We start from the raw sequence: 25,474 nt of genomic DNA on the forward strand, positions 1-25,474 counted from the left end.
CGCGGTGGGCACCCGCACCTGCGGCGGGCCCGGCGGTCGTCCTACCCCGCGCTCTCCCCGCTCGTCACCTCGTCGAGGTCGATCAGCATGTCGACGGCGTCGTCGATCACGTCCTGGAACCCGTGCCGCACGCCGTGCAGCAGCCACCTGGCGAGCGCCAGCTCGCCCGCGAGCAGCGCGCGGTCCGTCAGGTGCGGGTCGGTGAGCTCGGTGCGGCGGAGCTGATACGCCTCCATGATCGAGTCGATCGCCTCGGGCGGTGCCGCGACGAGGAGCCAGGCGAGGTCGTCGGCCGGGTCGGCGACGCGGGCCTCGGCCCAGTCGGTCATGGCCACGACGCGCCCGCGGGCGACGAGCACCTGCTCGGTGCCCAGGTCGCCGTGCACGACGACGGGCTGGTACTTCCACAGCGACACGTCCTCGAGCGCGGCCTCCCACCGGCGCAGCAGGCGGGCGGGCACCTTCCCGGTCTTGGCGGCCTCGTCGACCTCGGCGAGGCGTCGGTCGCGGTACTCGGAGGCGGTGTAGACGGGCAGGCCGGCGTTCTCGACGACGGAGTGCGGCAGCTCGTGCACCGCGGCGAGCACGCGTCCCAGGTCTGCGGCGAGCCCGGGGCCGGGACGCAGCGTGTCGAGGTCGAGCGGCACCCCGCCGTACCGGTGGTGCACGACCGCGCGCCCGCCCTCGGGGAGCAGGGCGTAGCCCAGGACGTCGGGCACCGTGAAGGACAGGACGCCCGTGGTCACGTAGTGGCGCAGCGAGTCCAGCAGAGCGGTCTCTGCTTCGAGGGCCGCGCCGGCCGCCAGGGTCCGGGGCGCGCGGACGACCCATTCCTGACCGTCGCCGTCGGTGACGATCGCGACGTCGTCGTCCCCCGTCGCCTCGGACGGTCGCACGGACCGGACGTCGAGGCCGGGGACGGCCGCGGTGGCGAGCGCGGCGAGGTTGAGCGGTGAGCGTGGCACACGTCCACGGTAGTCGGTACGGGGCGGGCGCCGTCACCCGGACCGGGGCGTGTCCACCACGCGGACCTGCCGCGTGCCCCGAGCGCCTCGCGTGACCTACGGTCGACTGGTGACCGACCAGACCTCGCCCGCCGCGACGGACCCCGCCGCACCAGCCCCCGACCCCGCCTCGACGCCGACCGAGGGGCCCGCCACCCCGAGCGCGTTCGCCGCGCACCTGCCGCTCGCGCACTCGATGCTCGACCGTGCGGCGCACCGCCGCACCGAGGAGGGCCTGTTCGCGACGCTCCGCGCCGACCCGTCGACGCGCGTGGTCCTGCTGCACCGCGGTCGCCTCGCGGTCGGGCCGGACGGGCTCGCGCTCGCCACGCCGCAGGAGGTCGCTGCCGTCCCCGAGCCCCACGCGGCCTCGGGCGACCACAGCAACACGCCGCGCTGGGTCTTCCTGGGCGAGGACCCGCCGTCGGGCACGTCCTTCCTGGCGCTTCTCCTGCCCGACGACGCCGACGACCTGGACCTCGACATCGAGGGCGTGGACCCCAAGGGGCCGCTGTCGGTGCTGGTGCGCACGCACCGCTGGGCGGGCCTGCGCGAGCTGGCCTCCCGGTTGGGGCCGCGCGACACGGGGCTCGCGACCGAGGCCGTGGCCCTCGCGGCCTGGCACGCGGCCAACGAGCGCTGCCCGCGCTGCGGCGAGCCGACCGTGCCCGTCGCGGCGGGCTGGGTGCGGCGGTGCGTCGCGCAGGACGTCGAGCACTACCCGCGCACGGACCCGGCGGTCATCATGGCGGTCGTGGACCCGGGGTCTGGGCCGGGCGACGACCGGCTCCTGCTGGGCCACGCCGCGCACTGGCCCGAGGGCCGGTTCTCGACGCTTGCGGGCTACGTCGAGCCCGGCGAGGGGCTCGAGCAGGCCGTGCGACGCGAGGTCGCGGAGGAGGTCGGAGTCACGGTGGGAGAGGTCGTCTACCGCGCGAGCCAGCCGTGGCCCTTCCCGGCCTCGCTCATGCTGGGTTTCACGGCGACCGCGCTCACGACGGACCTCACGCCCGACGGCGAGGAGGTCACCGACGCGCGCTGGTTCACCCGGGCGGAGCTCACGGACGCCACGGAGCGCGGCGACGTGAAGCTGCCGAGCAGGTCGTCGATCGCGCGGGCGCTCATCGAGGAGTGGTTCGGGGGGCCGCTCGCGGGGGAGTGACCTACCACGGGGACGCGGGGAGTGCCCGACGGGCCGATCCTCCGTGCGCTGCCTACGGTGGGACGACCGGCTCGTCCATCCGAGGAGTGAGCATGAACCCGTCGATCAGCGTGCTCTTCCGTGCGATCCCGTTGGTGATGGGTGCGGTGTGCCTCGCGTTCGGGCTCTACGTCCTGTCGGGCGGCGACGACGCGAACCACTTCGTCGCGGGCCACGTCAACGTGGCACTGACTGCGATCTGCATCGCGCTCTTCACGACCGCGGCGACGATCATCCGCCAGCTCGTCCACCGGTACGGTCGGCTCTGGGCCGTCGCGCTACCGGTGCTCGGGTACACGGTGGCCCTCGCGACCATGGTCTGGGGCATCACGATCGTCGGACGAGGCGACGACCCGCAGTTCGTCGTCGCCGGGCACGTCGTGCTCGGCATCGGCTTCATCACGGGGTGCGTGAGCACCGTGGCGACGGCGTCCACCAAGTTCGTGCTCATCCAGAAGAGCACCGCCCTCCCGGTCGGGGGCGGTGCCCCGCCCGGTGCCTACCCGCGCGGGACGGGAACCCTGCTGATCGCGATCCCGGCCCTGTTCGCGGTGGCCGGTCTCGTCGTCGCCGCGACGCTCTACGCGCGGGGCGGCGACGCGGCCCTCGTCGCGGGCAACGTCATGGTCGGCCTGTCGCTGATCTGTTCCGCGCTCGTCGCCCTCGTCGCCCTCGCCGCGAGCATCGTGCGCCAGGTCCGCAACGAGTTCGGCGACGCCGAGCGCTACCGCTGGTCGTGGTGGGTCGTCGCGATGGGTACCGTCAACGTGGTCCTCGGGCTCGTGGTGCTCTTCGGCTCGGACGACTCGGCGCGCCTGGCCCCGGGGACCGTGCTGATCGGTCTGGGCCTCATCTGCTTCAGCATCCTGTCCAAGGTGCTGCTGCTCGCGCTCGTGTGGCGCCAGGTCTTCGCGCTCGCCAACCGGATCCCGATCATCCCGGTGGCGACGGCGCTCGCGTGCCTGTTCTTCGCAGCGTTCCTCTTCGAGGCGACCATGACCGAGCCCGGCTTCTTCGTCGGGGCGCACGTCCTGGTGGGGCTCGGAGCGGTCTGCTTCACGCTCTTCTCGATCGTGTCGATCCTCGAGGCGGGGACCTCGAGGTAGCCGTCCGGCGGGACCCGGGACCTGGGTGCCGGGTGCAGGACGAGCGCCACACCGCGGCAGAAGGCCCCCGACTCCGGTCCCGGGCCTTCTGCACCGACGTGCCGCGCGGTGCGCGCACGCCCGTCACGGCGACGGGTCAGGCCGCGAGGCGCTCCTTGACCTGCGCGAGCGACGGGTTGGTCGCCGCGGTCCCGTCCGGGAAGACGACGGTCGGCACGGTCTGGTTGCCACCGTTGACCTGCTCGACGTAGGCCGCGCTCTCCGGGTGCTCCTCGATGTTGACCTCGGTGTACCCGATGCCCGCGGAGTCGAGCTGGGTCTTCAGGCGACGGCAGTAGCCGCACCAGCTCGTCGAGTACATGACGATCGATCCGGCGTCGGGGGTGGTCGGGGCCGTGGCCATCGGTGCTCCTTCGTTCGCGGGACCCGGGGCGTGTGCACGGGCCGACAGCCCGCCGGGCCGCGAGGCCAGGGTGCTGTCGTCGTGGCCAACGCCCGCGTGAGGTGGGTTGTTCCCGGCAGGCACCCGTGCACGCCCCCGCGGCACGGAGCAGCGCCCGGCCCCGTGGAGGGTGGCGTCCGGTGTCGGCGGCGGCTGAGAGAATCGACGTGATGCCGAACGAGTCAGCGGACCAGATCCTCGAAGCCCTCGACCCCGACCAGCGTGATGTCGCCCTCGCGCTGCACGGGCCCGTCTGCGTGCTCGCCGGTGCCGGCACCGGCAAGACGCGAGCCATCACGCACCGCATCGCCTACGGCGTGCGCACGGGCGTGTACACGCCCACGAGCGTGCTCGCCGTGACGTTCACGGCCCGCGCCGCGGGCGAGATGCGAACGCGTCTGCGCGAGCTCGGTGCGACGGGCGTGCAGGCCCGGACGTTCCACGCCGCCGCGCTGCGCCAGCTCAGCTACTTCTGGCCCAAGGTCGTGGGCGGTGCCCCGCCGCGCATCCTCGAGTACAAGGCGCCCGTGGTGGGTGAGGCGGCGCGCCGCCTGGGACTCGGCGTGGACCGGATCGCGGTCCGCGACCTGTCCTCCGAGGTCGAGTGGGCCAAGGTCTCGCTCGTCACGGCCGACGACTACGTGAGGGCGTGCGCCGCGATCGACCGGCCGGCGCCCGCGGGCTACGACCACCAGACCGTCGCGCGGCTCATCACGTCGTACGAGGAGGTCAAGACCGAGCGGTCGGTCATCGACTTCGAGGACGTCCTGCTGATGCTCGGTGACATGCTCTCCTCGCAGGGGGCCATGGCCGACGAGGTGCGCCGTCAGTACCGCCACTTCGTGGTCGACGAGTACCAGGACGTGTCCCCGCTCCAGCAGTTCGTGCTCGACCAGTGGCTGGGCGGCCGCAAGGAGCTGTGCGTGGTCGGTGACCCGTCGCAGACCATCTACTCGTTCACGGGTGCCACCCCCCACCACCTGCTCACGTTCCCCACGAAGTTCCCCGGGGCGCAGGTCGTCCGGCTCGTGCGGGACTACCGCTCCACGCCCCAGGTCGTGACGCTCGCGAACCAGCTCCTGGCCCGAGCGGGTCGTCGCGGAGGAGCCCACCAGGCGCTCGAGCTCGTCGCGCAACGGCCGTCGGGCCCGCCCGTCGCGTACGTCGCGTACGACGACGACGAGTCCGAGGCCAAGGGCATCGCCGCGCAGATCGGTCGGCTCCTGGCGGCGGGGACGCGGGCGAGCGAGATCGCGATCCTGTACCGCACCAACGCGCAGTCGGAGGCGTTCGAGCAGGCGCTCGCGGACGCGGGCATCGCCTATCTCGTGCGAGGCGGTGAAAGGTTCTTCCAGCGCAAGGAGGTGCGCGACGCGATCGTGCTGCTGCGGGGGGCGGCACGCTCGGCGGACCCGGAGGTCCCCATGCCGGAGACGGTCCGCGACGTCCTGATCACGGCGGGCTGGGCGAACGAGCCCCCCTCGGCGCGGGGGGCGGCGCGCGAGCGCTGGGAGTCCATGCAGGCTCTGGTCGCCCTGGCCGACGACGTCGCGCGGGTCGCTCCGCAGGACGCGCCGCCCACGGTGGTCTCGTTCGTCGCCGAGCTCGACGAGCGTGCGTCGGCGCAGCACGCGCCCACGGTGGAGGGCGTGACGCTCGCGTCGCTGCACGCCGCGAAGGGGCTGGAGTGGGACGCGGTGTTCCTCGCCGGCATGAGCGAGGGGCTCATGCCCATCTCGCTCGCGGAGACGGACGAGGCGGTCGCGGAGGAGCGGCGCCTGCTGTACGTGGGCATCACGCGTGCGCGCGAGCACCTGCAGGTGTCGTTCGGGCGGTCGCGCAACCCGGGGGGACGTGCGACCCGGCGCCGCACGCGCTTCCTCGACGGTCTGTGGCCGGACGACGAGCAGTCGCGTGCCCCCCGTCGCAGCCGCGCCAACCAGAACAAGGTCCGTCTGACGGGCGAGTACGACCAGGCGCTGTTCGAGCAGCTGCGCGAGTGGCGTCTGTCGGTCGCGCAGGAGACGGACAAGCCGGCGTTCACGATCCTGGTGGACACGACGCTCGCGGCGATCGCCGAGACCCGCCCGGCCTCGGTGCCGGACCTGGCGAGGATCAACGGGATCGGCCCGGCCAAGATCGAGAAGTACGGCGAGACGTTGCTGGACATCGTGGCGCGTTCCGCGGGCTGATCCGGGTGCTCGCGGGGGCCTCGTCGGGTCGCGAGGAAACTCGTCGAAAGAAGTTCGTTAAATAAGTTGTGCCCCCTTCCGAGGGCGGCATATGGTTCAGGAGTCCTTGTAGGAGAGACGCGCGCCGAGAGGCGGGCGTTCGACGGAGATGGGAGGTGGGCTTGGTGAAGCAGATCCTGACGGCGAGCCCGACACATGTGTCGGCCGATCCGATCAACCGCGCACGGCGCGGCGGATCCCTCGTCATCCGCCCCGTTCCCGACTCCGCACTGAGGACGTCCCCGGTCTAGCACCGGCGCACACCCTTCTCAGGCCGCGGAGTCCACCTGGACCCGCGGCCTTCGTGTTTCTCCGAATGCGATCGTCTTCCCGGTCAGCCGTCCATCACCCCGGACGCGAGCACCAACTGCGGGTCCTGTGACAAAGAAGTTCACACGCAATCAGGACATCACTGGAGGACATCGTGCGGCTCACCGCGCTGCTCGACAACATCACTGCCCAGGGCGGATCCGGGCCCTGGACTCCCCACCAACCCCTCACCACCCCTCTCGGTTCATCGGACGCCGCGGAGTTCGACCGGCTGCTCGCCGGGATCCTTCCCTGCCGCACGAACGACCCCGAGCTCTGGTTCGCCGAGCAGTCGACGCAGGTCGAGCAGGCCAAGGCCCTGTGCCAGGGCTGCCCGCTCGTGGCCGGCTGCCTGGCGGGCGCGATCGAGCGTCAGGAGCCCTGGGGCGTCTGGGGCGGCGAGGTCTTCGTCGACGGAGCCGTCGTCGCCCGCAAGCGTGGGCGTGGTCGGCCGAGCAAGGCCGAGGTCCTCGCCCGCCAGGCGGAGGAGCAGGCCGCCCGTGCGGCGGCCGGCGAGCCGGAGGCCTCGGTCTCCGCGTCATCGGCGGCCTGACGTGGCTGCCGCGACCGTCAGGTCCGAGCACCCGCACCGCGGGTGGCTCACCACCTCGCGCAGCCTCGGTACGGCATCGGGAACAGCGATCTCGATGCAGGCCGTGGCTGCGCGGGGTGTCAGCCCGTCCAGGTGCGCGAGCACCTGGCTCGCGGTGATCGCCGCGCCGACCGCTGCCAGCGTGGTCTCCTCGACGTCGAGCGGCTCCCGCTGAGGTTCCCGGAGCTGGTCCGCGAGCTGCGGCCACTGCGGGTCGAGGTCGGCGCGATGCCCCTCGACGCACCGGACGCACGGCGTCCGCCCTGGTCGGACGAACGGTCCGACCACCATGTCAGCCTCTCGCACCACGACCGGTAGGTGCGGGGTGCCGTCCCCCGTGAGCCGCCCGTACCGCTCGGGTCGTAGTGCACGGTGCTCGACGACGACCACCACGTCGGGCCGAGCAGGGTGGGGGGACACCCAGCGCGAGCTCTCGACCGTCCGGCACCGCACCTCGGGAGCGAGGTCCGCCAGCAGACGTACCGCGGACTCGCCGCGCGGCCGCCCCACGTCGCGGGCGCGATAGCCGCCGAGCCCGACGTCCGTCGCCTGGACCGGTGCGGCGTCGTCGAGCAGGAGCGTGCCCACGCCCGCCGTGGCGAGCACGACCGCCACCCCCGCCCCCAACCGTCCCAGCCCCTCGATCCCGACGCTCGCCCGTGCGCGGAGCGTGAGCGTCGCCCGCCCGTCGCCGTCGGGGCGCAGGAGCGCGAGCGTCGGGGCGTCGGCCCCGCCTCGCGCGGTGGCGGTGATGGCGTGGGAGTCCCGCCCGGGCGGCCCGACGACGAGGAGCGCCTCGTGCAGGTGCCGCACGATGGCCTGCTGGCGCCCGGGCGAGATGCCGTACCGGGGCGGCGGGGCGTGCAGGAGCGGGCGGGCGGAACGGTGGTGGTCGAGGAGCCACGTCGCCTCGTGCTCGCCGAGCCCGCTCAGGATCACGCTCCACCTCGTGTCCGTGCCGTACTGCAGCTCGCCCGGTCCGCGGCGGAGCACGACAGTGCCGGGACGCAGGCGGACGGGAAAGGTGGGCGGGTCGTCCATGGGCTCTCCTCGGCTGGTCGCTGTCCGACCAGTCTGGAGCGCGGTGGTCCGTCGCGACGGTTCTCCACAGCACCGTGATCCGTCGCCAGGACTTGACCAGTTCTCGACGATTTCTCGCACGCATGTGGGGCAAATCTCGGCGTGGTCTATGGCATATGTCACGTCGACCCACTACCGTCTGTGCCGTGGCCTACGAAGCCGAGCGGGGCGCCGCGCAGAGCGCCGAGACATACGTCGAGGTGCGCCGGAGCCGTCGACGCAAGAGCACGGTCAGCGCCTACCGCGACGGGGAACGCACGATCGTGTCGATCCCCGCGCGCTTCACGCGCGCCCAGGAGCGCGAGTGGGTCCAACGGATGCTGGACCGGCTCGCCGACAAGGAGCGCCGTCGTCGGCCGTCCGACGACCAGCTCGTCGCCCGGGCGACCGAGCTGTCGGCCAAGTACCTCGACGGCAGGGCGCGTCCCACCAGCGTGCGCTGGTCGAGCAACCAAGGACGCCGCTGGGGGTCGTGCACCCTGATCGACGGCAGCATCCGTATCTCGACCCGCGTGCAGGGCATGCCCGAGTGGGTGCTCGACTACGTGCTGCTGCACGAGCTCGCGCACCTGCTGCACGCCGGGCACGGCCCCGGGTTCTGGGCGCTGCTCGAGGCGTACCCCCGCACGGAGCGGGCCAAGGGCTTCCTCGAGGGGGTGTCGTTCAGCCGCGACGGCGGGTCGGCGGAGACCCCCGACTCTCCCGACGACGTCCAGGACGCCCCGCCGCACGTCGAGATCGAGGCGCACCCGACGGTCCCCGCGGAGCCGGGCGCCTCGACGGCCCCGTCCCAGGAACCCGCTGCCGAACCCACGCCCGACCGGCACGCCGTGCCGGCCAGGCGGGTCGTGCAGGGCCCGGAGAGGGAACCCGCCCGCTAGTCGCGGGCCGGAGCGCCGGGCTCGGTGCCCTCGGTCGGTCCGCCCTCGGCGTCGCGGTCGGTGTCGCCGTCCGACGGCTCTGCGTCGGGAGCGTCCCCGGCGTCGGCCGCCTCGCTGAAGATGTCGGCGAGGGCCTTGTCCAGCTCGCTCTGCTCCTCCGTGACCTCGGCCCGGCGGGTCTGGTAGCCGGCCGGGTCGTCGAGGTCGAGCGGGCTGGGCAGCAGGTCCGGGTGGTCCCACACGTGGTCGCGCGCATCGGGTCCGCCCTGTGCCGCGATCAGGGCCCAGAGCGTCGCCGCGTCGCGCGAGCGGCGGGGACGCAGCTCCAGCCCCACGAGCGTCGAGAAGATCTGCTCGGCCGGCCCACCCGCGGCCCGCCGACGGCGCAGCATCTCGCGCAGCGGCACGGCGTGGGGCAGGTGGGGGAGCGCGGCCTGGGCGCTGACCTCGTCGACCCAGCCCTCGACCAGGGCGAGGGCGGTCTCGAGGCGCAGCAGCGTCGCCTTCTGCTCGTCCGTGTTCTGCAGCCCGAACACGCCGCCCGACAGGGCCTGCTGGAGCGCCCCGGTGTCGGTCACGTCGATGTCGGAGAGCTGGGACTCGAGCGCCTCGAGGTCGATCGTGATGCCCCGGGCGTAGGCCTCGACCAGCCCGAGCAGGTGGGCGCGGAGCCAGCTCACGTGCGTGAAGAGGCGGGCGTGCGCCGCCTCGCGCAGCGCGAGGAAGTACCGGACCTCCTCGACGGGAGCGTCGAGGCCCTCGGCGAAGGCAGCGACGTTCGTGGGCAGGAGGGCCGTCGCGGGCTCGTCGAGCAGAGGCAGACCGATGTCCGTGCTCCCGAAGACCTCGCGCGACATGGTTCCCGTGGCCTGGCCGATCTGCATGCCGAAGACGGCGGACCCGAGGCGTCGCATCATCTGCGCGGGGTCGAAGTCCATCCCGAGGGCTCCCGCGGGGAGCCCGGGGATGGCGAACCCGGCGTCGGGCCCGTCGCCCCCGCCCGGGAGCTGGTCGCGCAGCACGGTCGACAGGGCGTCCGCGACCGACGCGGCGACGGGCGCCGCGAGCGCGTTCCAGGCCGGGAGCGTCTTCTCGACCCACTCCGAACGGCTCCAGGCATAGCGCTTGCCGCCTGCGGGCGGGAGGTCCGTCACGGCGTCGAGCCACAGCTCGGCCACCGACAGGGCCTCGGTCGCCGCGCGGACCTCCGTGGGCGTGAGGGACGGGTCGCCCTCGGCGACGGCGACCTGCCGAGCGATGTCGTGGGCCACGTCGGTGTTCACCGGGCCGTCGCCCGAGGTCGCGAGGAGGCGCTGCACCTGCGCGAGGACGTGCTTCATGGTGGCAGGATCGTTGCTCAGGCCGCTGCCGGCAGCCAGCGCGGCAGGGTCGAGGCCGCGGGCCCGCAGCTCGCGCAGGGCCTCGTCGGCGTCCGCGCCGAACATGGAACGCAGGAGCTCTTCCCACTGCGCGTCGGGCTGGTCGCCCGCGCCGGAGGCGAACTCGTCGGGCGGTTGGCTGCTCATCGGGGTCTCCTCGGGATAGCGTCAGGAATCACCGTAACCACATTCACGGACGGACGAGGGGGCCGAGGCATGTCGGAGGGCCTGGTTCGCTCACGGCGCAGCGCCGACGAGGTGATCGTCGTCGTGGGCGAGGGGCGTGTCGCCGCGGTCCTGCGCGAGGCGCTGGGCGGGCGCGGGCCCGAGAACGCGCCGGCCGAGGCGAACGACCTGTCGGCCCCGTGGCTCGACGGTGCCCGGGTTCTCGTGGTGGTGGCTCCCGCCGGCGAGTTCGGCGTCAAGGTGGTCAAGGGCGTGCCACGGCAGGCGCACCTCGTCGAGCAGGCGCGGCGCGTCGCGCGGGCCGCGGTGCAGCACGGCGTCGAGCAGGTGGTGGCCGTGACGTCCGCGACGGTGCACGGGGCGAGCGCCGACCGTCCGGACATCGAGGACGGCGACCCGGTCTCGCCCGACGCGGCGGGGTTCGTCGCCGACCTGGTCGCGTTCGAGGAGGCGCTCGTCGAGGAGCTCGGCGACGCGTCGGCCGGTGCCCCTCCCACGTCTCCCGGCGACGCGCCGACGGGACGGTCGCAGGTCCGGCTCGCGGTCCTGCGCCCCGCGATGGTCGTCGGGCCGGGCGTCGACACGATCCTGACCCGGCACTTCGAGGCCCCGCGGCTCCTCACGGTCAAGGGCAGCGACCGGCCCTGGCAGCTGCTGCACACCGACGACCTCGCGTCGGCCGTCCGCGTCGCCGCCGCCCGGGGCCTGTCGGGGGCGTTCACGGTCGGGCCCCTCGTGGACGGCGAGCCGGACGTCGTGCTGCCCGCCGAGCTCGCCGAGCGGACCGGGCTCGCGACCGTGACGCTGCCCGCGGCGACCGCGTTCGGCGCCGCCGAACGGTTGCACCGCGTGGGGGTCCTGCCCTCCCCGGCGAGCGACCTCGCGTACGTGGTGCACCCGTGGACGGTCACCGCGCGCGGCCTGCACGCGGCCGGCTGGGAGCCCGTGTGGTCGAGCGCGCAGGGCGTCGACGTCCTCATGACGGAGGTACGCGGGCGGATCGCGCTGGTCGGGCGCCGGGTGGGGGGCCGGGACGCGGCGGCGCTCGGCGCGGCGGGGGCCGCGGTCGCGCTCCTGGGCACGGCGGCGATCTGGCGCCAGGCCCGACGGCGGTGACGCGCCCGTGCGCGAGGTCCCGGGTCCGTGGGGCCCCGGACGGCGCGCGACGGGTGACCCGATCGCCTGCGGGAGCGGCGCCATCGGGCCGGAGCAGGTTCCTCCCGGCGGACCGCCAGCGAACGTCCAGGATTCTCGGGGATGATAGCGACGTGACAGAACCGTTCGCCCCCCGAGAACCGCACGACCCCGCGGTCGGCGCCGACCCGTTCGGCCCGGCGCCGGACGACGAGGACTACACGCCGCCGCCCGTGACGCGCCGCTCGCTCACGCTCGGCATCTCCGTGCTGGCCACGACCCTCCTGGTCGCGGGCCTCGCCGTCATGCCCGCGCCCTACGTCGTGCGCTCGCCGGGCCCCACCCAGGACACGCTCGGCGCGCAGCACGACCAGGACCTCATCCAGATCGAGGGCGCCGAGACCTACGACTCGACCGGCGAGCTCCTGCTCACGACCGTGTCGGTCGCGGGCGGTCCGGGCTACCCCGCGAACTTCGTGCAGGTCATCGACGGGTGGGCCGAGCAGTCGCACTCGGTGCGGCCCGTCGAGGAGACGTTCCCGCGCGACGTGACCCAGGAGCAGTCCGAGCAGGAGAGCCAGCAGGAGATGGTCTCCTCGCAGGAGACCGCGACCGTCGCCGCGCTGACCGAGCTGGGTTACGAGGTGCCCGCGACGCTCACGATCCAGGGCGCCGCCCAGGGCACGGGCGCGGAGGGCGTCGTCGAGGCCGGCGACGTCATCACGACCGTCAACGGCAAGGACGTCGTGACGTACCAGGACCTCATCGACGAGCTCGCGACCGTCACGCCGGGCGACGACGTCGTCCTGGGGGTCGAGCGCGGCGGCGAGACCGAGGACCTGACGATCACGACGCAGGAGGCCGACGGCAAGGCGATCCTCGGGGTCTTCATCGACCCGGCGTTCGATCTGCCGATCGACGTGAAGATCCAGATCGAGGACATCGGCGGCCCCAGCGCGGGCACCATGTTCGCGCTCGGCATCATCGACCGGCTCACGCCCGAGGACGAGGCGAACGGCGAGGTCATCGCCGGGACCGGGACCATGAGCGTCGAGGGGGACGTGGGGCCCATCGGCGGCATCCAGCAGAAGCTCTACGGTGCCCTGCGGGACGGTGCCTCGTGGTTCCTCGCGCCCGAGGCGAACTGTGCCGAGGTCGTCGGGAACGTGCCCGAGGGCCTGCACGTCGTCAAGGTCTCGACGCTCGACGAGGCCCGCGACGCGATGGTCGCGATCGGCGAGGGCAAGGGCGAGAGCCTGCCGACCTGCACGCCCTGAACGTCCCGGCGGTGCCGGGGAGCGGGCACGACGCGAGGGGCCGGACTACGTGGTCGTCCGGCCCCTCACCCGTCATGCACGTCGGCACTGTGCGCCTGCGCGCGCCGGTGCCGCCCGGGGTGGCAGGCGCCCCGGGGTGACGGGTTACTCGAACGTCGCGCGCAACCCCTCGATCAGGCCGGGGACCAGGTCCGGGCCGAACGCGACGTCGCCACCGTCGTCGGTACGCGTGCGCACCGCGCACCAGGGCGTGCCGTCGCGCAGGACCCCGACCGCGAGGCGCACGTCCTGACGGTCCGGGTGCGAGGACAGGTAGGCGAGCGCGGCCGCGGGGTCGCTCGGCAGCCCCTCCTCGGCCGAGGGCGGGAGGATGACGCGCTCGGCGACGATCGCGGCGCCGTCGACCGTGTCCGGCCAGGAGATCCCGGCGAGCAGGTCCTCGAGCGTGTCGACGTCGGGCAGACCCTCCTGCTCGACCGAGACCAGGTGGTCGGGGATGCCGCGCGCCGCGGTCACGACCTCGGGCGGGAGGCGGTCGGCCAGGCTCGGGTCGGCGGCCATCGCGTCGGCCGTGCGGACCAGCGCGAAGACGCGCGGGGGAGCGTCCCAGCCGTCGGCCGCGACGTGCGCCTCGACGTCGCGCACGGCGTCGGCGAGGGCGAGCTGGGCGAGGGGGACGATCGGTGCGGGGGCGTCGTCGGCGGCACCGGACGTGCTCGGTGCGGGCTGGTCGGGTGCGGGGGAGGTGGTGTCTGCCATGTCCCCAGCATGTCAGGCCCGACGGCGTCGGGGCAGTCGGCAGGTCCCGTCCGGGGACGTGTGGGAACCTGGAACCGCTGTGGGCCGTTGACGAGATGGACGGCCTGTGGCCTGACCCTGTCGAGACTGTGGACCGCCTTTGAATCCGGTGGTCACCGGGCCCGGCCGGGACTGGCACCGACGCCCGACGACCTGACGCTCGACCGAACGCAAAGAGGTAAGCCCACCGTGTCATTCGCCGCAGCGCCGAAACGCCCCGCAGGGCGCGAGGCCGGCTCTCACCGACGACGCAGCCCGCTCGGCATTGCCGTTGCCGTCGTGGCCGCTCTCGTCCTCCTCCTGTTCCTGCTCGCGCAGTTCTGGACCGAGGTCCTCTGGTTCACCCAGCTGGGCTTCGAGGACGTCCTGTGGACCGAGTGGGGGACCCGCGCGGCGCTGTTCGTCGGGGGCTTCCTGGTGATGGGAGGGCTCGTCTTCCTGTCGCTCTCGCTCGCGTACAGGTCGCGCCCCATCTACGCGCCCTCGACGCCCGAGCAGGCCACCCTCGACCAGTACCGCGAGGCCATCGAGCCGTTGCGCAAGGTCGTGACGATCGCGGGCCCCGCGCTCATCGGCTTCTTCGCGGGGGCGGCCGCGTCCTCGCAGTGGAGCACGGTGCTGCTGGCCCTGAACTCGGTGCCGTTCGGGACCAAGGACCCGCAGTGGGGCCTGGACATCTCGTTCTTCGTCTTCACGCTGCCCGTGCTGCGCTTCGCCGTCGGCTTCCTCATGGCGGCCGTCGTCATCGCCGGCATCGGCGCGCTCGCGACCCACTACCTGTACGGCGGGCTGCGCATCGGCGGCGGTCCCGGCAGCGGGCCGCGCACCACGCAGGCTGCACGCGTGCAGCTCTCGGTCACGGCCGCGGTGCTCATGCTGCTCATCGGCGCCAACTACTGGCTCGACCGGTACTCGCTCCTGACCACGACGGGTGACAAGTTCGACGGTGCCTCGTACGCCGACGTCAACGCCGTGATCCCGTCGAAGGCGATCCTGACCGGCGTCGCGATCCTGGTGGCGCTGCTGTTCGTCGTGACCGCGATCCGCGGGAACTGGCGCATGCCCGCGATCGGCGTGGGCCTCATGGTCGTCTCCGCGATCGCGATCGGCGGGATCTACCCGGCCGTCGTCCAGCGTTTCCAGGTCAACCCGAACGCGCAGGAGTTCGAGGCCGAGTACATCCAGCGGAACATCGACGCGACCAAGACCGCGTTCGGGCTGGACGGCGTCGAGGCGTCCAACTACGACGCGAAGACCCAGGCCGAGGCCGGGGCGCTGCGCGCGGACGCCGACACCACGGCGTCCATCCGCCTGCTCGACCCGCAGATCGTCAGCCCGACGTTCCGCCAGCTCCAGCAGAACAAGCAGTACTACAACTTCCAGGAGACCCTCTCGGTCGACCGGTACATGATCGACGGTCAGAGCCGCGACACCGTGATCGCGGTCCGTGAGCTCAACCTCGAGGGCCTGGGCGCGAGCCAGCGCAACTGGGTCAACGACCACACGGTCTACACGCACGGGTACGGCGTGGTGGCCGCGTACGGCAACCAGATCGGCCCGGGCGGCCAGCCCGCGTTCTACGAGGGCGACATCCCGTCGGTCGGTTCGCTGCCCGAGTACGAGCCGCGCATCTACTTCAGCCCGGACTCGACCCAGTACTCGATCGTCGGGGCCCCGGACGGCACCAAGCCGTGGGAGTTCGACTACCCGGACGACGAGGCCGGTGGCCAGGTCAACAACACGTTCGGTGCCGAGGACGGGGCCGTCGCGGGCCCGAGCGTCGGGTCGTTCGGCAACAAGCTGCTCTACGCCCTGAAGTTCGGCTCGGAGCAGATCCTGTTCTCGGACCGTGTCACGGACGAGTCGCAGATCCTCTACGACCGGTCGCCGCGCGACCGCGTCGCCAAGGTCGCGCCGTACCTGACGCTCGACGGCAAGGTGTACCCCGCCGTCGTGGACGGTCGGGTCAAGTGGATCGTCGACGGCTACACCACGACGAACTCCTACCCGTACTCGGCCTCGCGCCCGCTCGACGAGGCGACCCAGGACACCCTGACGGTCAACTCGCAGTCGGTCGCGGCGCTCGCGCCGCAGCAGGTCAACTACATCCGCAACTCGGTCAAGGCCACGGTCGACGCCTACGACGGTTCGGTCGACCTGTACGCGTGGGACACCGAGGACCCCATCCTCCAGGCGTGGGACAACGTGTTCCCGACGTCGCTCAAGCCGATCTCCGAGATCAGCGGCGACCTCATGAGCCACCTGCGCTACCCCGAGGACATGTTCAAGGTCCAGCGCGCGCTGCTCACGAGCTACCACGTGGACGACGCCCGCGAGTTCTTCTCCGGTCAGGACTTCTGGAACGTCCCGCGCGACCCCACGGTCCGCGGGACCGGCACCAAGCCGTACCAGCCGCCGTACTACCTGACGCTGCAGATGCCCGGTCAGGAGGACCCCGCGTTCTCCCTCATGACGACGTTCATCCCGGGTGGCAACTCCGACCGAGAGATCCTGACCGGGTTCCTCGCGGTGGACGCGGAGGCCGGGAGCACCGCCGGCGTCAAGGCCGAGTCGTACGGCAAGCTCAGGCTCCTCGAGCTGCCGCGCAACGCCACGGTCCCCGGACCGGGGCAGGTGCAGAACACGTTCGACTCGGACCCCACGGTGTCCAACGAGCTGAACATCCTCAGCCGCGGCAACTCGACCGTGATCCACGGCAACCTGCTCACGCTCCCGGTGGGCGGCGGTCTGCTCTACGTGCAGCCCGTGTACGTCCAGGCGTCGGAGGGGACCAAGTTCCCGCTCCTGCGCAAGGTGCTGGTCAGCTTCGGCGACCAGGTCGGGTTCGCCGACACGCTCGACGAGGCGCTCAACCAGGTCTTCGGCGGCGAGTCGGGTGCCAATGCCGGGGATGCCGGTGGCGAGGTCCTGCCGGAGATCCCGACGGACGAGACGGTCACGCCTCCCGACGAGGGCACCGGCGACACCGGCACCGACCCGGGGACGGGCACGACGACGCCCGGCACCGGTACGGAGAACCCCGAGGCGCGCGCGCAGCTCGACCAGGCGCTCCAGGCCGCCAACCAGGCGATCAAGGACGGCCAGACGGCTCTCGCCGACGGTGACTTCGCCGCCTACGGCGAGGCGCAGGAACGTCTGCAGTCCGCGCTCGAGACGGCGATCGCGGCCGAGGAGTCGCTGGGCACCGCGACCCCGTGACACGGGTGACCTGGTGGTCGCCCCTGGGGTGACCAGGGGTCGACGACGGACGCCGCTCCTGACCTGAGGGTCGGGGGCGGCGTCCGTCGTCTCGGGCAGGGGCGGGGTCGGTCAGGTTGTCATTTGCGGTGCGGCAGGCAAACATGGGGCCTCATGACCAGTGCAACCGTTTGCAGCAACGCTTACATCGTCGAGGGAACGCTCGGCGCGCTGCCGACGGTGACGCTCGCCCACCCGTCGGGCGCCGAGCTCGTGGTCGCCCTGCGCGGTGCGACGGTCCTGGCCTGGAGGGCGCCCTGGGGGCCGCGCTCCGCGCCGCAGGGCATCGCCGACCTCGTCGACGGCTACACGAGCGAGCGCGCGCTGCTCGCCCAGGACGCGACGCGGTCCGGGCTGATGTTCCCGTTCACCAACCGCGTCGCGGACGGCACCTTCGTGTTCGACGGCGTCACGCACCACGTCCCGCCCGTCGCCCCGGGAGAGCCCCAGACCATGCACGGGTTCGCGCGGCTCCTCGACTGGGAGATCATGGCCGAGGCGGCAGGGTCCGGCGACCAGGGGTCGGGCGTCGCGGACCCGGTCGTCCTGACCCTCGGGGTCGGTATCGGGGCCGCCGACGTCGCCGGCTACCCGTTCGACCTCGAGACCCGCATCCGCTTCGAGCTGACCGAGAGGACCCTCGACGTCACCTGGTCCTTCAGCAACGTGGGTCTCCGAGCGGCCCCGGTCGCCGCGGGGTGGCACCCGTACCTTCGGGTCCCCGGCCACGACACGGTCGACGGCCTGGAGCTGCACGTCCCCGCCCGCGCGACGGTCGCGACGGACGCCCGCATGATCCCGCTCGACGGCGAGGCGGCCCGGGTGGCGCGTGGCGCCGTCGGGCCGGTGCCGCTCGACGGGACGTGCCTCGACACCGCGTTCACGGACCTCGTCCCCGACGCCGACGGGCGGGCGCGCACCCGCGTCCTCGACCCGGCGACGGGCGCCGGCCTCGAGGCGTGGCAGGAGCGCGGCGCCATGCACGTCTACACGGGCGACGGGCTCGGCGAGCGGGCACGTGCCGCCATCGCCCTCGAACCCGTCGAGACCCTCACGAACGCGTTCAACCGCGCAGACTGTGCCCAGGACGTGCGGCTCGAGCCGGGCGAGGAGCGGGTGTTCCGGTTCGGGCTCGGGGTCGTCGAGCCGCGGCCCTGACGCGCCGGGCCGCGCCCGGCGCGTCGGCGAGGCGCCCGATTTGGCGCCTCGGCCCAACTCACGTAAGGTGGTGTTCACCGACGCGGGGTGGAGCAGCTCGGTAGCTCGCTGGGCTCATAACCCAGAGGTCGCAGGTTCAAATCCTGCCCCCGCTACTCAGGAAGGCCCGGTTCAGCAGGAATGCTGAACCGGGCCTTCGTCATTCCCCGTCGGGGACGGGGTGCTGCGTCAGTCGGCGAGCGTGAAGCCGGTCGTCCACTGGGTGGCGCCGGAGCCGGCGAGGGTCATCTGCACGAACCCGAGGGCCTCGAGCTCGCGGGCCCGCTTGAGGGAGCCGGCGTCGACGCCCTTGAGGCCGCCCGCGCGGACGAGGTCGACGAGCGTCGCCTTGGCGTCGTTGTCGTCGCCTGCGACCAGGACCGTGGTCGACTGGTCGGCGACCTTGCCGCTCGCGAGGGTCGAGGCGAAGTTCGTGTTGAACGCCTTGACGACCTTGGTGGTCGGGGCGAGCGCGGCGATCTGGGCGGCGGCCGAGGAGTCGGCGGGCACGACGAGGGAGTCGAACGTCGCGAAGTCGACGGGGTTGGTCGGGTCGACCAGGACCTTGCCGTCGAGCCGGCCGGCGTACTGCGCCAGGACCTCGGGCACGGCCGGGTAGGGGAGGGCGAGGACGACGAGCTCGCCCGTGATCTCGTCGCCGACGACGCCCGAGGTGAACGACTCGCCCGAGCCGAGGGCTGCGGCCTTCTCGGCGTCGCGCGCCAGCACCTGGACCTGGGCGCCGGCGTCGAGGCCGATGCGTGCCACTCCTGCTGCGATGTTCCCTGCGCCGATGATCGTGATGCTGGTCATGAGGTCCTCCGGGTCTGCGACGCCGGCCGGAGCCCGTCGCGATTGGTTGTTGATACAACTAACGTAGACCCGCTTAGTTGTCGTGTCAACCATTGCCGGTAGACTGGTCCCATGACCGACGACGTGCGATGGCTCTCCCCCCGCGAGCTGCGGACCTGGATGCGCCTCCAGGCCGTCTCCGAGCTCCTCCCCGGGGTGCTCGACGCCCAGCTCCAGCGCGACGCGCAGCTCACCCACTTCGAGTACCTCGTGCTCGCGATGCTCTCCGAGGCGGAGGGCCGCACGCTGCGCATGACGGACCTCGCGCTCAAGACCAACGCGACCCTGCCGCGGCTCTCGCACGTCGTGAAGCGCCTCGAGGGGCGCGGGTACGTCGAGCGCACGCCCTGCCCCGAGGACCGTCGTGCGACGCTCGCAGTCCTGACCGACGCGGGCTGGCAGAAGGTCGTCGCGACGGCCCCCGGCCACGTCGGGACGGTGCGTGAGCACATCATCGACCGCCTCACCCCGGAGCAGGTCGACCAGCTCGACCAGATCGCGCGCTCGATCCTCGAGTCGCTCGACACCGAAGGGCGCCTCGACGCTCTCCACCTGCCCGAGGACTGAGCCGGTGTGACGCGATCCACCGTCTCACGGTCGCGAGCACCCGGGTCTCACCGCTCGGGACCGGCGTAGAGTCGGTGCGGGTCCCGGCAGCACGCGCACCCGCGGCAGCCGGCGCCCCCTCGCCGCCCTCCCTGACCCCCGGAAGGTCCTCATGCGCCGCCTGAACGCCGTGCTGCCCGTCGCAGCCGTCTCGACCGCCCTGCTCCTCGCGGGCTGCTCTACCGACGACTCCTCGACCGACGCCGGCTCGGCCGGGACCGGGGCCTCGGCACAGTGCGAGCCGGGCGCCCTGCCCACGCGCACGGACGGCACGCTGACGGTCGCGGCCGGCGACGCGTACTCGCCCTGGTACATCGGCGAGCACGACAGCGGCGAGGGCTTCGAGTCCGCGCTCGTCTACGAGGTCGCCGACCGCCTGGGCTACGCCGCCGACGACGTCGAGTGGAAGCACGTGACGTTCGAGCAGATCGTCAGCCCCAGCATCAAGGACTTCGACTTCGCGGCGTGGCAGACGTCCATCTCGGACGAGCGTCGCCAGGCCGTCGACTTCTCCAGCCCGTACCTCACGACCCGCCAGGGCGTGATCGTGCAGGAGGCCGGCCCGTACGCGGGCGCCACCACGCTCGACGAGCTCAAGGACCTGCGCATCGGCGTCACGGCGGCCCAGACGAGCCTCACGCTCGCCAAGGCCGCGTTCGGGGAGGACGCGAACCTCGTCCCGTTCAACGGTGCCGGTGACGGCATGACGGCCCTGCAGTCCGGCACGATCGACGTGATGATCATGGACGTCGACCAGGGCGTCGCGGCCTCGACCGAGTACTTCCCCGACTCCGTGGTCGTGGGCACGCTGCCGGACCAGGGCACGGTCGAGCAGTACGGTCTGGTCCTCGACCTGGGCTCGGTCCTCACGGACTGCGTCTCGGCCGCGGTCGACTCGCTCGAGGAGGACGGCACGCTCGCCGAGCTGCGCACGACGTGGCTCAAGTCGGACGACATCCCCGAGCTGGGCTGAGGTGAGCGGGGGCGCGCCGGGCGTCGCACCGGCGGACGACGGCTTGCCCGACGACGGCGCTCGCCCCGCGAGCGCGGGCTGGACCCCGTCACCGCTCGCGGTGGCGAGGGACTCCTACCGGCGTGCGCGACGCCGTCGGGCCGCGTGGGTCTCCGCGCTCTCGACCGTGCTCGTGGTCGTGGTGCTGTACGTCGTGGTGACCACGGCCCCCGGCTGGGAGCGCACGCGCGACGCGTTCTTCTCCCCGCAGAGCGCGTGGGACTCGCTGCCCGCGATCGCCGAGGGCCTGTGGCTCAACCTGCGCGTGTGGGTCGTGGCGTCGGTGATCGGCGTCGTGCTCGGGATGACGCTCGCCGTGATCCGCACGAGCCGCGTCCCGGCCCTGTTCCCGCTGCGCGCGTTCGCGGTCGCGTACGTCGACGTGTTCCGCGGTGTGCCGCTGCTCCTGGTGCTCCTGCTCGTCGGGTTCGGCCTGCCGGCGCTGCGCCTCGAGTGGTTGCCGACCTCCGGGGCCTTCCTCGGCGCGCTCGCGATCATCCTCACGTACACCGCCTACCTGGCCGAGGTGTTCCGGGCCGGGATCGAGTCGGTGCACCCCTCGCAGGTCTCGGCCGCCCGCTCGCTCGGGCTGACGCGGGCCCAGACGACCCGCAGGGTCGTCCTGCCCCAGGCCGTGCGGCACGTGACGGCACCGCTCGCGAGCAACCTCGTCTCGCTCCAGAAGGACTCGGGGCTCATCTCGATCCTGGGCGCGGTGGACGCGATCCGGGCCGCGCAGATCGCGGCCTCGGGCAGCTACAACTTCACGCCCTACGTCGTGGCGGGCGTCCTGTTCCTGCTCGTCTCGATCCCGCTCACGCGCGTGGTCGACGTCTACTCGGCACGCCAGGGCTGGCGCGGGTCGCTCGCGACCGTGAGCGGCGCGGGGGCCATCCGATGAGCCACCTGCTGTCGCTGCGCGGGATCCGCAAGACGTACGGCGAGCGCCTGGTCCTCGACGGGATCGACCTCGACGTCGACGAGCACCGCTGCGTCGTGCTCGTCGGGGCGTCGGGCTCGGGCAAGTCGACGCTGCTGCGCGTCGTGAACCTCCTCGAGGAGATCGACGACGGCGAGATCCTGCTCGACGGGCAGGACGTGGCCGACCCGCGCCTGGACGCGAACGCCGTCCGGGCCCGCATGGGGCTCGTCTTCCAGTCGTACAACCTGTTCCCGCACATGAAGGTCATGGACAACGTGACCCTCGCGCCCCGCCTCGTGCACAAGCGCGGTCGCGCCGAGGCGGAGGCCGCCGCCGAGGCCATGCTGCGCCGTGTCGGCCTCGCGCACCGCATGACGGCCTACCCCGACCAGCTCAGCGGCGGCGAGCAGCAGCGGGCCGCGATCGCGCGGGCGCTCGTGTCCTCGCCCGAGCTCCTGCTCCTCGACGAGGTCACCTCGGCGCTCGACCCCGAGCTCGTGGGCGAGGTCCTCGACCTGCTCGCCGACCTGCGGGCGGAGGGCGTGACCATGCTCGTCGCGACCCACGAGATGGGCTTCGCGCGCGAGGTCGCCGACGAGGTCGCGTTCCTGCACCAGGGTCGCGTGCACGAGCGCGGCACGCCCCAGCAGGTCCTCAGGGACCCGCAGCGCGAACGCACCCGGGAGTTCCTGCGCCGGCTGCGCTGATCCGGGCCGCCGGCTGCGTCGAGCCGGGTCGCCCGGGCCGGGCGACCCCGTACGGCCGTCACGCGGTGCGCTTTCGCGGGCGGCCCGCCGAGCGCATGATGGAAGAAGGTCCTCAGCCAGGAGGTGCGCGATGAAGGCAGCGGTGGGAGACAGGATCATCCGAGCCTCAGGGGTGGTCGGCGGCGCGGTCCGCGACGGCATGGTCGTCGAGGTGCAGCACGAGGACGGCTCGCCGCCCTACCTGGTCGAGTGGGCCGACACGGGGGAACGCTCTCTCGTGTTCCCCGGCCCCGACACCATGGTCCGTGCGCCCGTCGAGGGGGCCGAGGCGCACGAGGTCACGGTTCCCGTGCACTCGAAGTCGTGGCACGTCCAGGTCAGCCTCGTGGAGAGCGAAGGACGCACGACGGCGGAGGCCATCCTGGTCGGAGACGTCCCGGCCGAGCTCCATGCCGTGGGCAGGGCTCGCAAGGACCCCGGCGACACCGGCATCGAGGCCATCGGCGACCACGTCGCCGCGGCCCGCGCGCTGCGCGCCCTGGCCGACCGGCTGCTCGGCATCGCGGAGGCGGAGATCGAGGGGTCCACCGGGGTGCCCGCGCACGTGCACCACTGACCGGCAGGACGCATCAGCCCGCGACGGCCGACTCTCCCTCCAGGTAGGCCCGCCGACGACGGCGGGGTGGTTCGAGGAGGAGCCATGAAGCGCCTGGTGCTGTGCTGCGACGGGACGTGGAACTCACCGGTCAGGGCGAGCGTGTCGAACATCGAGAAGATCGCCCGGTCCGTCCACACGGGGATCGGGCCCGACGGCATCCAGCAGATGGTCTTCTCGGTCGAAGGGGTCGGCGCCCGCGGCTACCCGGTCGACGCCCTGCTGGGCGGTGCCTTCGGGTACGGGCTGAGCCGCAACGTCGTCGCCGGGTACCGCGACCTCGCGCTCAACTACGAGCCCGACGACGAGATCTACGTGTTCGGCTTCAGCCGGGGCGCGTACACCGCGCGGAGCGTCGCCGGCATGATCGCGAGCGTCGGGCTGCTGACGGCGGACGCCCTCGCGCAGCGCCGGGCCGGGAACCTGCTGGCGGAGGCCGAGGACCTGTACCGCGACCACTCGCCGGGGCGGCGCGCCCGCCTCGCGGCGTTCCACGAGCACTGCTACCCGCAGGTCCCCATCACGTTCCTCGGCGTGTTCGACACCGTGGGCGCCCTGGGCGTTCCCGGTCTCACCCGCCGCCGGAGCAGGTTCCACGACGTGCGCCTGTCGGGCTCGGTCCAGTGCGCGCGGCAGGCGCTCGCGATCGACGAGCGGCGCCTCACGTTCGAGCCGTGCCTGTGGGACGTCCCGGCCGACGACGACCGGCCCGGCGGCGTCAAGCAGGTCTGGTTCCCGGGCGCCCACAGCGACGTGGGAGGGGGGAACGCGTCGTCGGGCCTGTCCGACGTCGCGCTGCTGTGGATGATGGGGGAGGCCGCGGCGTGGGGGCTCACCTTCTCCCCGGACCGGGTCCTCGACCAGCTCGACGACGCCCCCGAGGTCGTCGCCCGGTTCACGCCGCGCCTCGCGTACCGGCTGCTCAACACCGCGAAACGCCTCAAGCACCGACCACGGTTCAAGGGCACCCGGCGCCTCCTCGCCGGCGTCCCCCTCGCGCAGGGCTACATCGACGACGTCCTGCTGTCCGACGTCGCGCTCGCCCTCGCCGCCGACCCCTCGTCCCCCTACGCCAAGCACGCGGTCAACATCGCCTGGTGGAAGGAGTCGGCCGGTGACGCGCTCGCCGTCGAACCCGTCCTGACGTTCACCGACGCGCCCCGCAGGCTCGTCCTGACCTGACGAGCGGCGACCTCGACCCGGCGTGGCTAGCCTGGAAGACGGTGACGCGCCCCGCCGCGGGCAGGTGGGCGCCACGCCACGCACGCGGGAGGAGCGGGACATGGCATGGCTGGACGCGATCGGCGACCTCAACTGGTGGGCCGTGCTCGTGGCCACCCTGTCCGCGTTCGCCGTCGGCTACCTGTACTACTCGACCGGGGCGCTCGGACGGCAGTGGGCGAACCTCGTCGGGCTCACCGCGGAGGAGATGAACGCGGTCGACGGCGTCTGGCCCCGCTTCGCCGCCACCGCGGCCACCTCGCTGCTCACCGCGATCCTCCTCGGCGCGCTCTTCCTCGCGACCGGCGTCCACGGCCTCTGGGAGGGACTGGTGCTCGGCGCGGTCGTCGGGCTCGTCTTCCGGGCCGGCGGGCACGTGATCCACCACGGCTTCGCGCGCCTGCCCACCCGCCTCACCCTGATCGACGGCCTGCACGACGTGATCGCGCTCGCCGTCATGGGCGCGATCCTCGGGCTGTGGCAGTAGGCGTGACGGGCGACGGCCCGCGGGACCGCCGGGACGAGGGTGCGCTGCGCGCGCTCGTGCACGGCCACGTCCAGGGCGTCGGCTTCCGGTGGGCGACGCGTCGCCGGGCCGGCGCGCTGGGCCTGGAGTGCGACGCGCAGAACCTCCCCGACGGGACCGTGCTCGTGACGGCCCGCGGGCCGGTGGACACCGTCGCCGAGCTGCTCGCCTGGCTCCGTGGCGGGTCGACGCCCGGGCACGTGACGCGCGTCGACGTCGACGAGGTGTGAGTCTGGGGCGCATGACGCAGAGCACGGCGGACCCCGACGGTACGCCCGGCAGGACCGGCTCGCCGGGCGGTCCCGTCGGGCTCGCGGCAGCCCTCGTCCCTCCGGGCGCCCACGTCCTCGGCGACCCGGCGGCGCCGGTGACGATCGTCGAGTTCGGTGACCTCGAGTGCCCGTACTGCCACGACGCGGCGCCCGTCCTGCGCGCGGTCGTCGAGGAGTCCGGAGGCACGGTCCGGCTCGTCTTCCGCCACTTCCCGCTGTTCGAGGTCCACCCCTACGCGCTCACGGCGGCGCTCGCTGCCGAGGCCGCCGGGGCCCAGGGGCGCTTCTGGGAGATGCACGACCTGCTGTTCGCGCACCAGGACCGGCTCGACGACGTCGGCCTGGCCCACTGGGCGCAGACGCTCGGCCTCGACGGCGCGAGCGTCGTCGGTGAGGCCGCGCAGGAGCACGGCGACGCCGTCGAGCGGGACTACCTGGCCGGGACGGCTCTCGGCGTGCGGGGCACTCCCACGCTGTTCGTCGACGGCGAGCGCTACCGCGGGCGGGTGACCGAGGACGGGGTCCGGGCCGCGGTGGCCGCCGCGCTCGCGGGCGAGCACCGGGGGCCGCGACCGTCACCCGGTCAGGGCGCCTGAGCCTCCTCCGGGGCTGCGGGCCCGTCCCCG

23 protein-coding genes, 1 tRNA gene and 1 pseudogene are annotated in these 25,474 nt (G+C 73.0%); 19 read left to right on the forward strand and 6 right to left on the reverse strand.

Annotated elements, in window-relative coordinates; all coding sequences use genetic code 11:
- Nucleotides 1-41 precede the first annotated feature (41 nt).
- On the reverse strand, nt 42-965 hold the full coding sequence (locus H9623_RS10870; RefSeq protein ID WP_193720067.1) for a phosphotransferase: 924 nt from the start codon (nt 963-965) through the stop codon (nt 42-44).
- Nucleotides 966-1,074: 109 nt separating this feature from the next.
- On the opposite strand from H9623_RS10870, the gene nudC reads away from it, so the two are divergent.
- Nucleotides 1,075-2,166, forward strand: a complete 1,092-nt coding sequence (gene nudC / locus H9623_RS10875) for an NAD(+) diphosphatase (protein WP_321575396.1) — start codon at nt 1,075-1,077, stop codon at nt 2,164-2,166.
- Nucleotides 2,167-2,258: 92 nt separating this feature from the next.
- On the forward strand, nt 2,259-3,311 hold the full coding sequence (locus H9623_RS10880; RefSeq protein ID WP_193720068.1) for a DUF2776 family protein: 1,053 nt from the start codon (nt 2,259-2,261) through the stop codon (nt 3,309-3,311).
- Nucleotides 3,312-3,447: 136 nt separating this feature from the next.
- Here the strand turns inward: H9623_RS10880 and H9623_RS10885 are convergent, their stop codons facing one another.
- Nucleotides 3,448-3,714, reverse strand: coding sequence for a mycoredoxin (locus H9623_RS10885; protein WP_068625587.1), 267 nt, complete (start codon nt 3,712-3,714; stop codon nt 3,448-3,450).
- Nucleotides 3,715-3,923: 209 nt separating this feature from the next.
- On the opposite strand from H9623_RS10885, the gene H9623_RS10890 reads away from it, so the two are divergent.
- Entirely contained in the window at nt 3,924-5,945 is a 2,022-nt protein-coding gene (locus H9623_RS10890; protein ID WP_193720069.1) for an ATP-dependent DNA helicase UvrD2, read from the forward strand.
- 463 nt (nt 5,946-6,408) lie between these two features.
- Nucleotides 6,409-6,846: a WhiB family transcriptional regulator gene (locus H9623_RS20010; protein WP_193720070.1), complete on the forward strand. Its 438-nt coding sequence runs from the start codon at nt 6,409-6,411 to the stop codon at nt 6,844-6,846.
- Here the strand turns inward: H9623_RS20010 and H9623_RS10900 are convergent.
- A complete protein-coding gene (locus H9623_RS10900; protein ID WP_193720071.1) occupies nt 6,832-7,926 on the reverse strand; it encodes a ThiF family adenylyltransferase in 1,095 nt (364 codons plus the stop codon). The two genes, H9623_RS20010 and H9623_RS10900, sit on opposite strands and share 15 nt — an antisense overlap.
- A gap of 155 nt (nt 7,927-8,081) precedes the next feature.
- On the opposite strand from H9623_RS10900, the pseudogene H9623_RS10905 reads away from it, so the two are divergent.
- A pseudogene (locus H9623_RS10905) lies at nt 8,082-8,675 on the forward strand (SprT-like domain-containing protein); the annotation flags it as partial.
- A gap of 167 nt (nt 8,676-8,842) precedes the next feature.
- On the opposite strand, the gene H9623_RS10910 reads toward H9623_RS10905, so the two are convergent.
- Entirely contained in the window at nt 8,843-10,372 is a 1,530-nt protein-coding gene (locus H9623_RS10910) for a zinc-dependent metalloprotease (protein WP_193720073.1), read from the reverse strand.
- 69 nt (nt 10,373-10,441) lie between these two features.
- Here H9623_RS10910 and H9623_RS10915 point away from each other — a divergent pair, with 69 nt between their 5' ends.
- The gene (locus H9623_RS10915; protein ID WP_193720074.1) at nt 10,442-11,527 is read left to right on the forward strand and encodes a Rossmann-fold NAD(P)-binding domain-containing protein; all 1,086 of its coding nucleotides are present in this window, start codon (nt 10,442-10,444) and stop codon (nt 11,525-11,527) included.
- Nucleotides 11,528-11,679: 152 nt separating this feature from the next.
- Nucleotides 11,680-12,822 (forward strand): YlbL family protein, encoded by a 1,143-nt coding sequence (locus tag H9623_RS10920; RefSeq protein ID WP_321575397.1) that lies wholly within the window; start codon nt 11,680-11,682, stop codon nt 12,820-12,822.
- Between the two features lie 144 nt (nt 12,823-12,966).
- Here H9623_RS10920 and H9623_RS10925 read toward each other — a convergent pair whose 3' ends face one another.
- Entirely contained in the window at nt 12,967-13,581 is a 615-nt protein-coding gene (locus H9623_RS10925; protein ID WP_227748523.1) for a PPA1309 family protein, read from the reverse strand.
- 228 nt (nt 13,582-13,809) lie between these two features.
- Between H9623_RS10925 and H9623_RS10930 the strand changes: the two genes are divergently transcribed.
- The 3 genes from H9623_RS10930 to H9623_RS10940 all read left to right on the forward strand — a co-directional run bounded on the left by H9623_RS10930 (nt 13,810) and on the right by H9623_RS10940 (nt 18,191).
- On the forward strand, nt 13,810-16,839 hold the full coding sequence (locus H9623_RS10930) for a UPF0182 family membrane protein (protein ID WP_193720075.1): 3,030 nt from the start codon (nt 13,810-13,812) through the stop codon (nt 16,837-16,839).
- A gap of 153 nt (nt 16,840-16,992) precedes the next feature.
- Complete coding sequence (locus tag H9623_RS10935) at nt 16,993-18,036, forward strand: aldose 1-epimerase (protein ID WP_193720076.1); 1,044 nt, start codon at nt 16,993-16,995, stop codon at nt 18,034-18,036.
- Between the two features lie 81 nt (nt 18,037-18,117).
- Nucleotides 18,118-18,191: transfer RNA gene (locus tag H9623_RS10940), tRNA-Met, on the forward strand.
- 73 nt (nt 18,192-18,264) lie between these two features.
- Here H9623_RS10940 and H9623_RS10945 read toward each other — a convergent pair.
- The gene (locus tag H9623_RS10945; RefSeq protein ID WP_193720077.1) at nt 18,265-18,888 is read right to left on the reverse strand and encodes an NADPH-dependent F420 reductase; all 624 of its coding nucleotides are present in this window, start codon (nt 18,886-18,888) and stop codon (nt 18,265-18,267) included.
- 111 nt (nt 18,889-18,999) lie between these two features.
- Between H9623_RS10945 and H9623_RS10950 the strand changes: the two genes are divergently transcribed.
- From H9623_RS10950 to H9623_RS10990, 9 genes are all read left to right on the forward strand, one after another.
- Nucleotides 19,000-19,494, forward strand: a complete 495-nt coding sequence (locus tag H9623_RS10950; RefSeq protein WP_193720078.1) for a MarR family winged helix-turn-helix transcriptional regulator — start codon at nt 19,000-19,002, stop codon at nt 19,492-19,494.
- A gap of 151 nt (nt 19,495-19,645) precedes the next feature.
- Nucleotides 19,646-20,506, forward strand: coding sequence for an ABC transporter substrate-binding protein (locus H9623_RS10955; protein ID WP_193720079.1), 861 nt, complete (start codon nt 19,646-19,648; stop codon nt 20,504-20,506).
- Between the two features lie 43 nt (nt 20,507-20,549).
- Nucleotides 20,550-21,446: an amino acid ABC transporter permease gene (locus H9623_RS10960; RefSeq protein ID WP_193720144.1), complete on the forward strand. Its 897-nt coding sequence runs from the start codon at nt 20,550-20,552 to the stop codon at nt 21,444-21,446.
- Entirely contained in the window at nt 21,443-22,174 is a 732-nt protein-coding gene (locus H9623_RS10965) for an amino acid ABC transporter ATP-binding protein (RefSeq protein ID WP_193720080.1), read from the forward strand. The genes H9623_RS10960 and H9623_RS10965 overlap by 4 nt, the downstream gene beginning before the upstream one ends.
- Nucleotides 22,175-22,304: 130 nt before the next feature.
- On the forward strand, nt 22,305-22,790 hold the full coding sequence (locus H9623_RS10970; RefSeq protein ID WP_193720081.1) for a dsRBD fold-containing protein: 486 nt from the start codon (nt 22,305-22,307) through the stop codon (nt 22,788-22,790).
- 84 nt (nt 22,791-22,874) lie between these two features.
- Nucleotides 22,875-24,011: a DUF2235 domain-containing protein gene (locus H9623_RS10975; protein ID WP_193720082.1), complete on the forward strand. Its 1,137-nt coding sequence runs from the start codon at nt 22,875-22,877 to the stop codon at nt 24,009-24,011.
- A gap of 100 nt (nt 24,012-24,111) precedes the next feature.
- Complete coding sequence (locus H9623_RS10980; RefSeq protein ID WP_193720083.1) at nt 24,112-24,537, forward strand: DUF1761 domain-containing protein; 426 nt, start codon at nt 24,112-24,114, stop codon at nt 24,535-24,537.
- The gene (locus H9623_RS10985; RefSeq protein WP_321575398.1) at nt 24,528-24,806 is read left to right on the forward strand and encodes an acylphosphatase; all 279 of its coding nucleotides are present in this window, start codon (nt 24,528-24,530) and stop codon (nt 24,804-24,806) included. Before H9623_RS10980 ends, H9623_RS10985 begins: the two co-directional genes overlap by 10 nt.
- 11 nt (nt 24,807-24,817) lie before the next feature.
- A complete protein-coding gene (locus H9623_RS10990; RefSeq protein WP_193720084.1) occupies nt 24,818-25,444 on the forward strand; it encodes a DsbA family protein in 627 nt (208 codons plus the stop codon).
- Nucleotides 25,445-25,474 lie beyond the last annotated feature (30 nt).

The sequence above is a fragment of the Oerskovia douganii genome (genome assembly GCF_015142735.1).
Lineage (GTDB): Bacteria > Actinomycetota > Actinomycetes > Actinomycetales > Cellulomonadaceae > Oerskovia > Oerskovia douganii.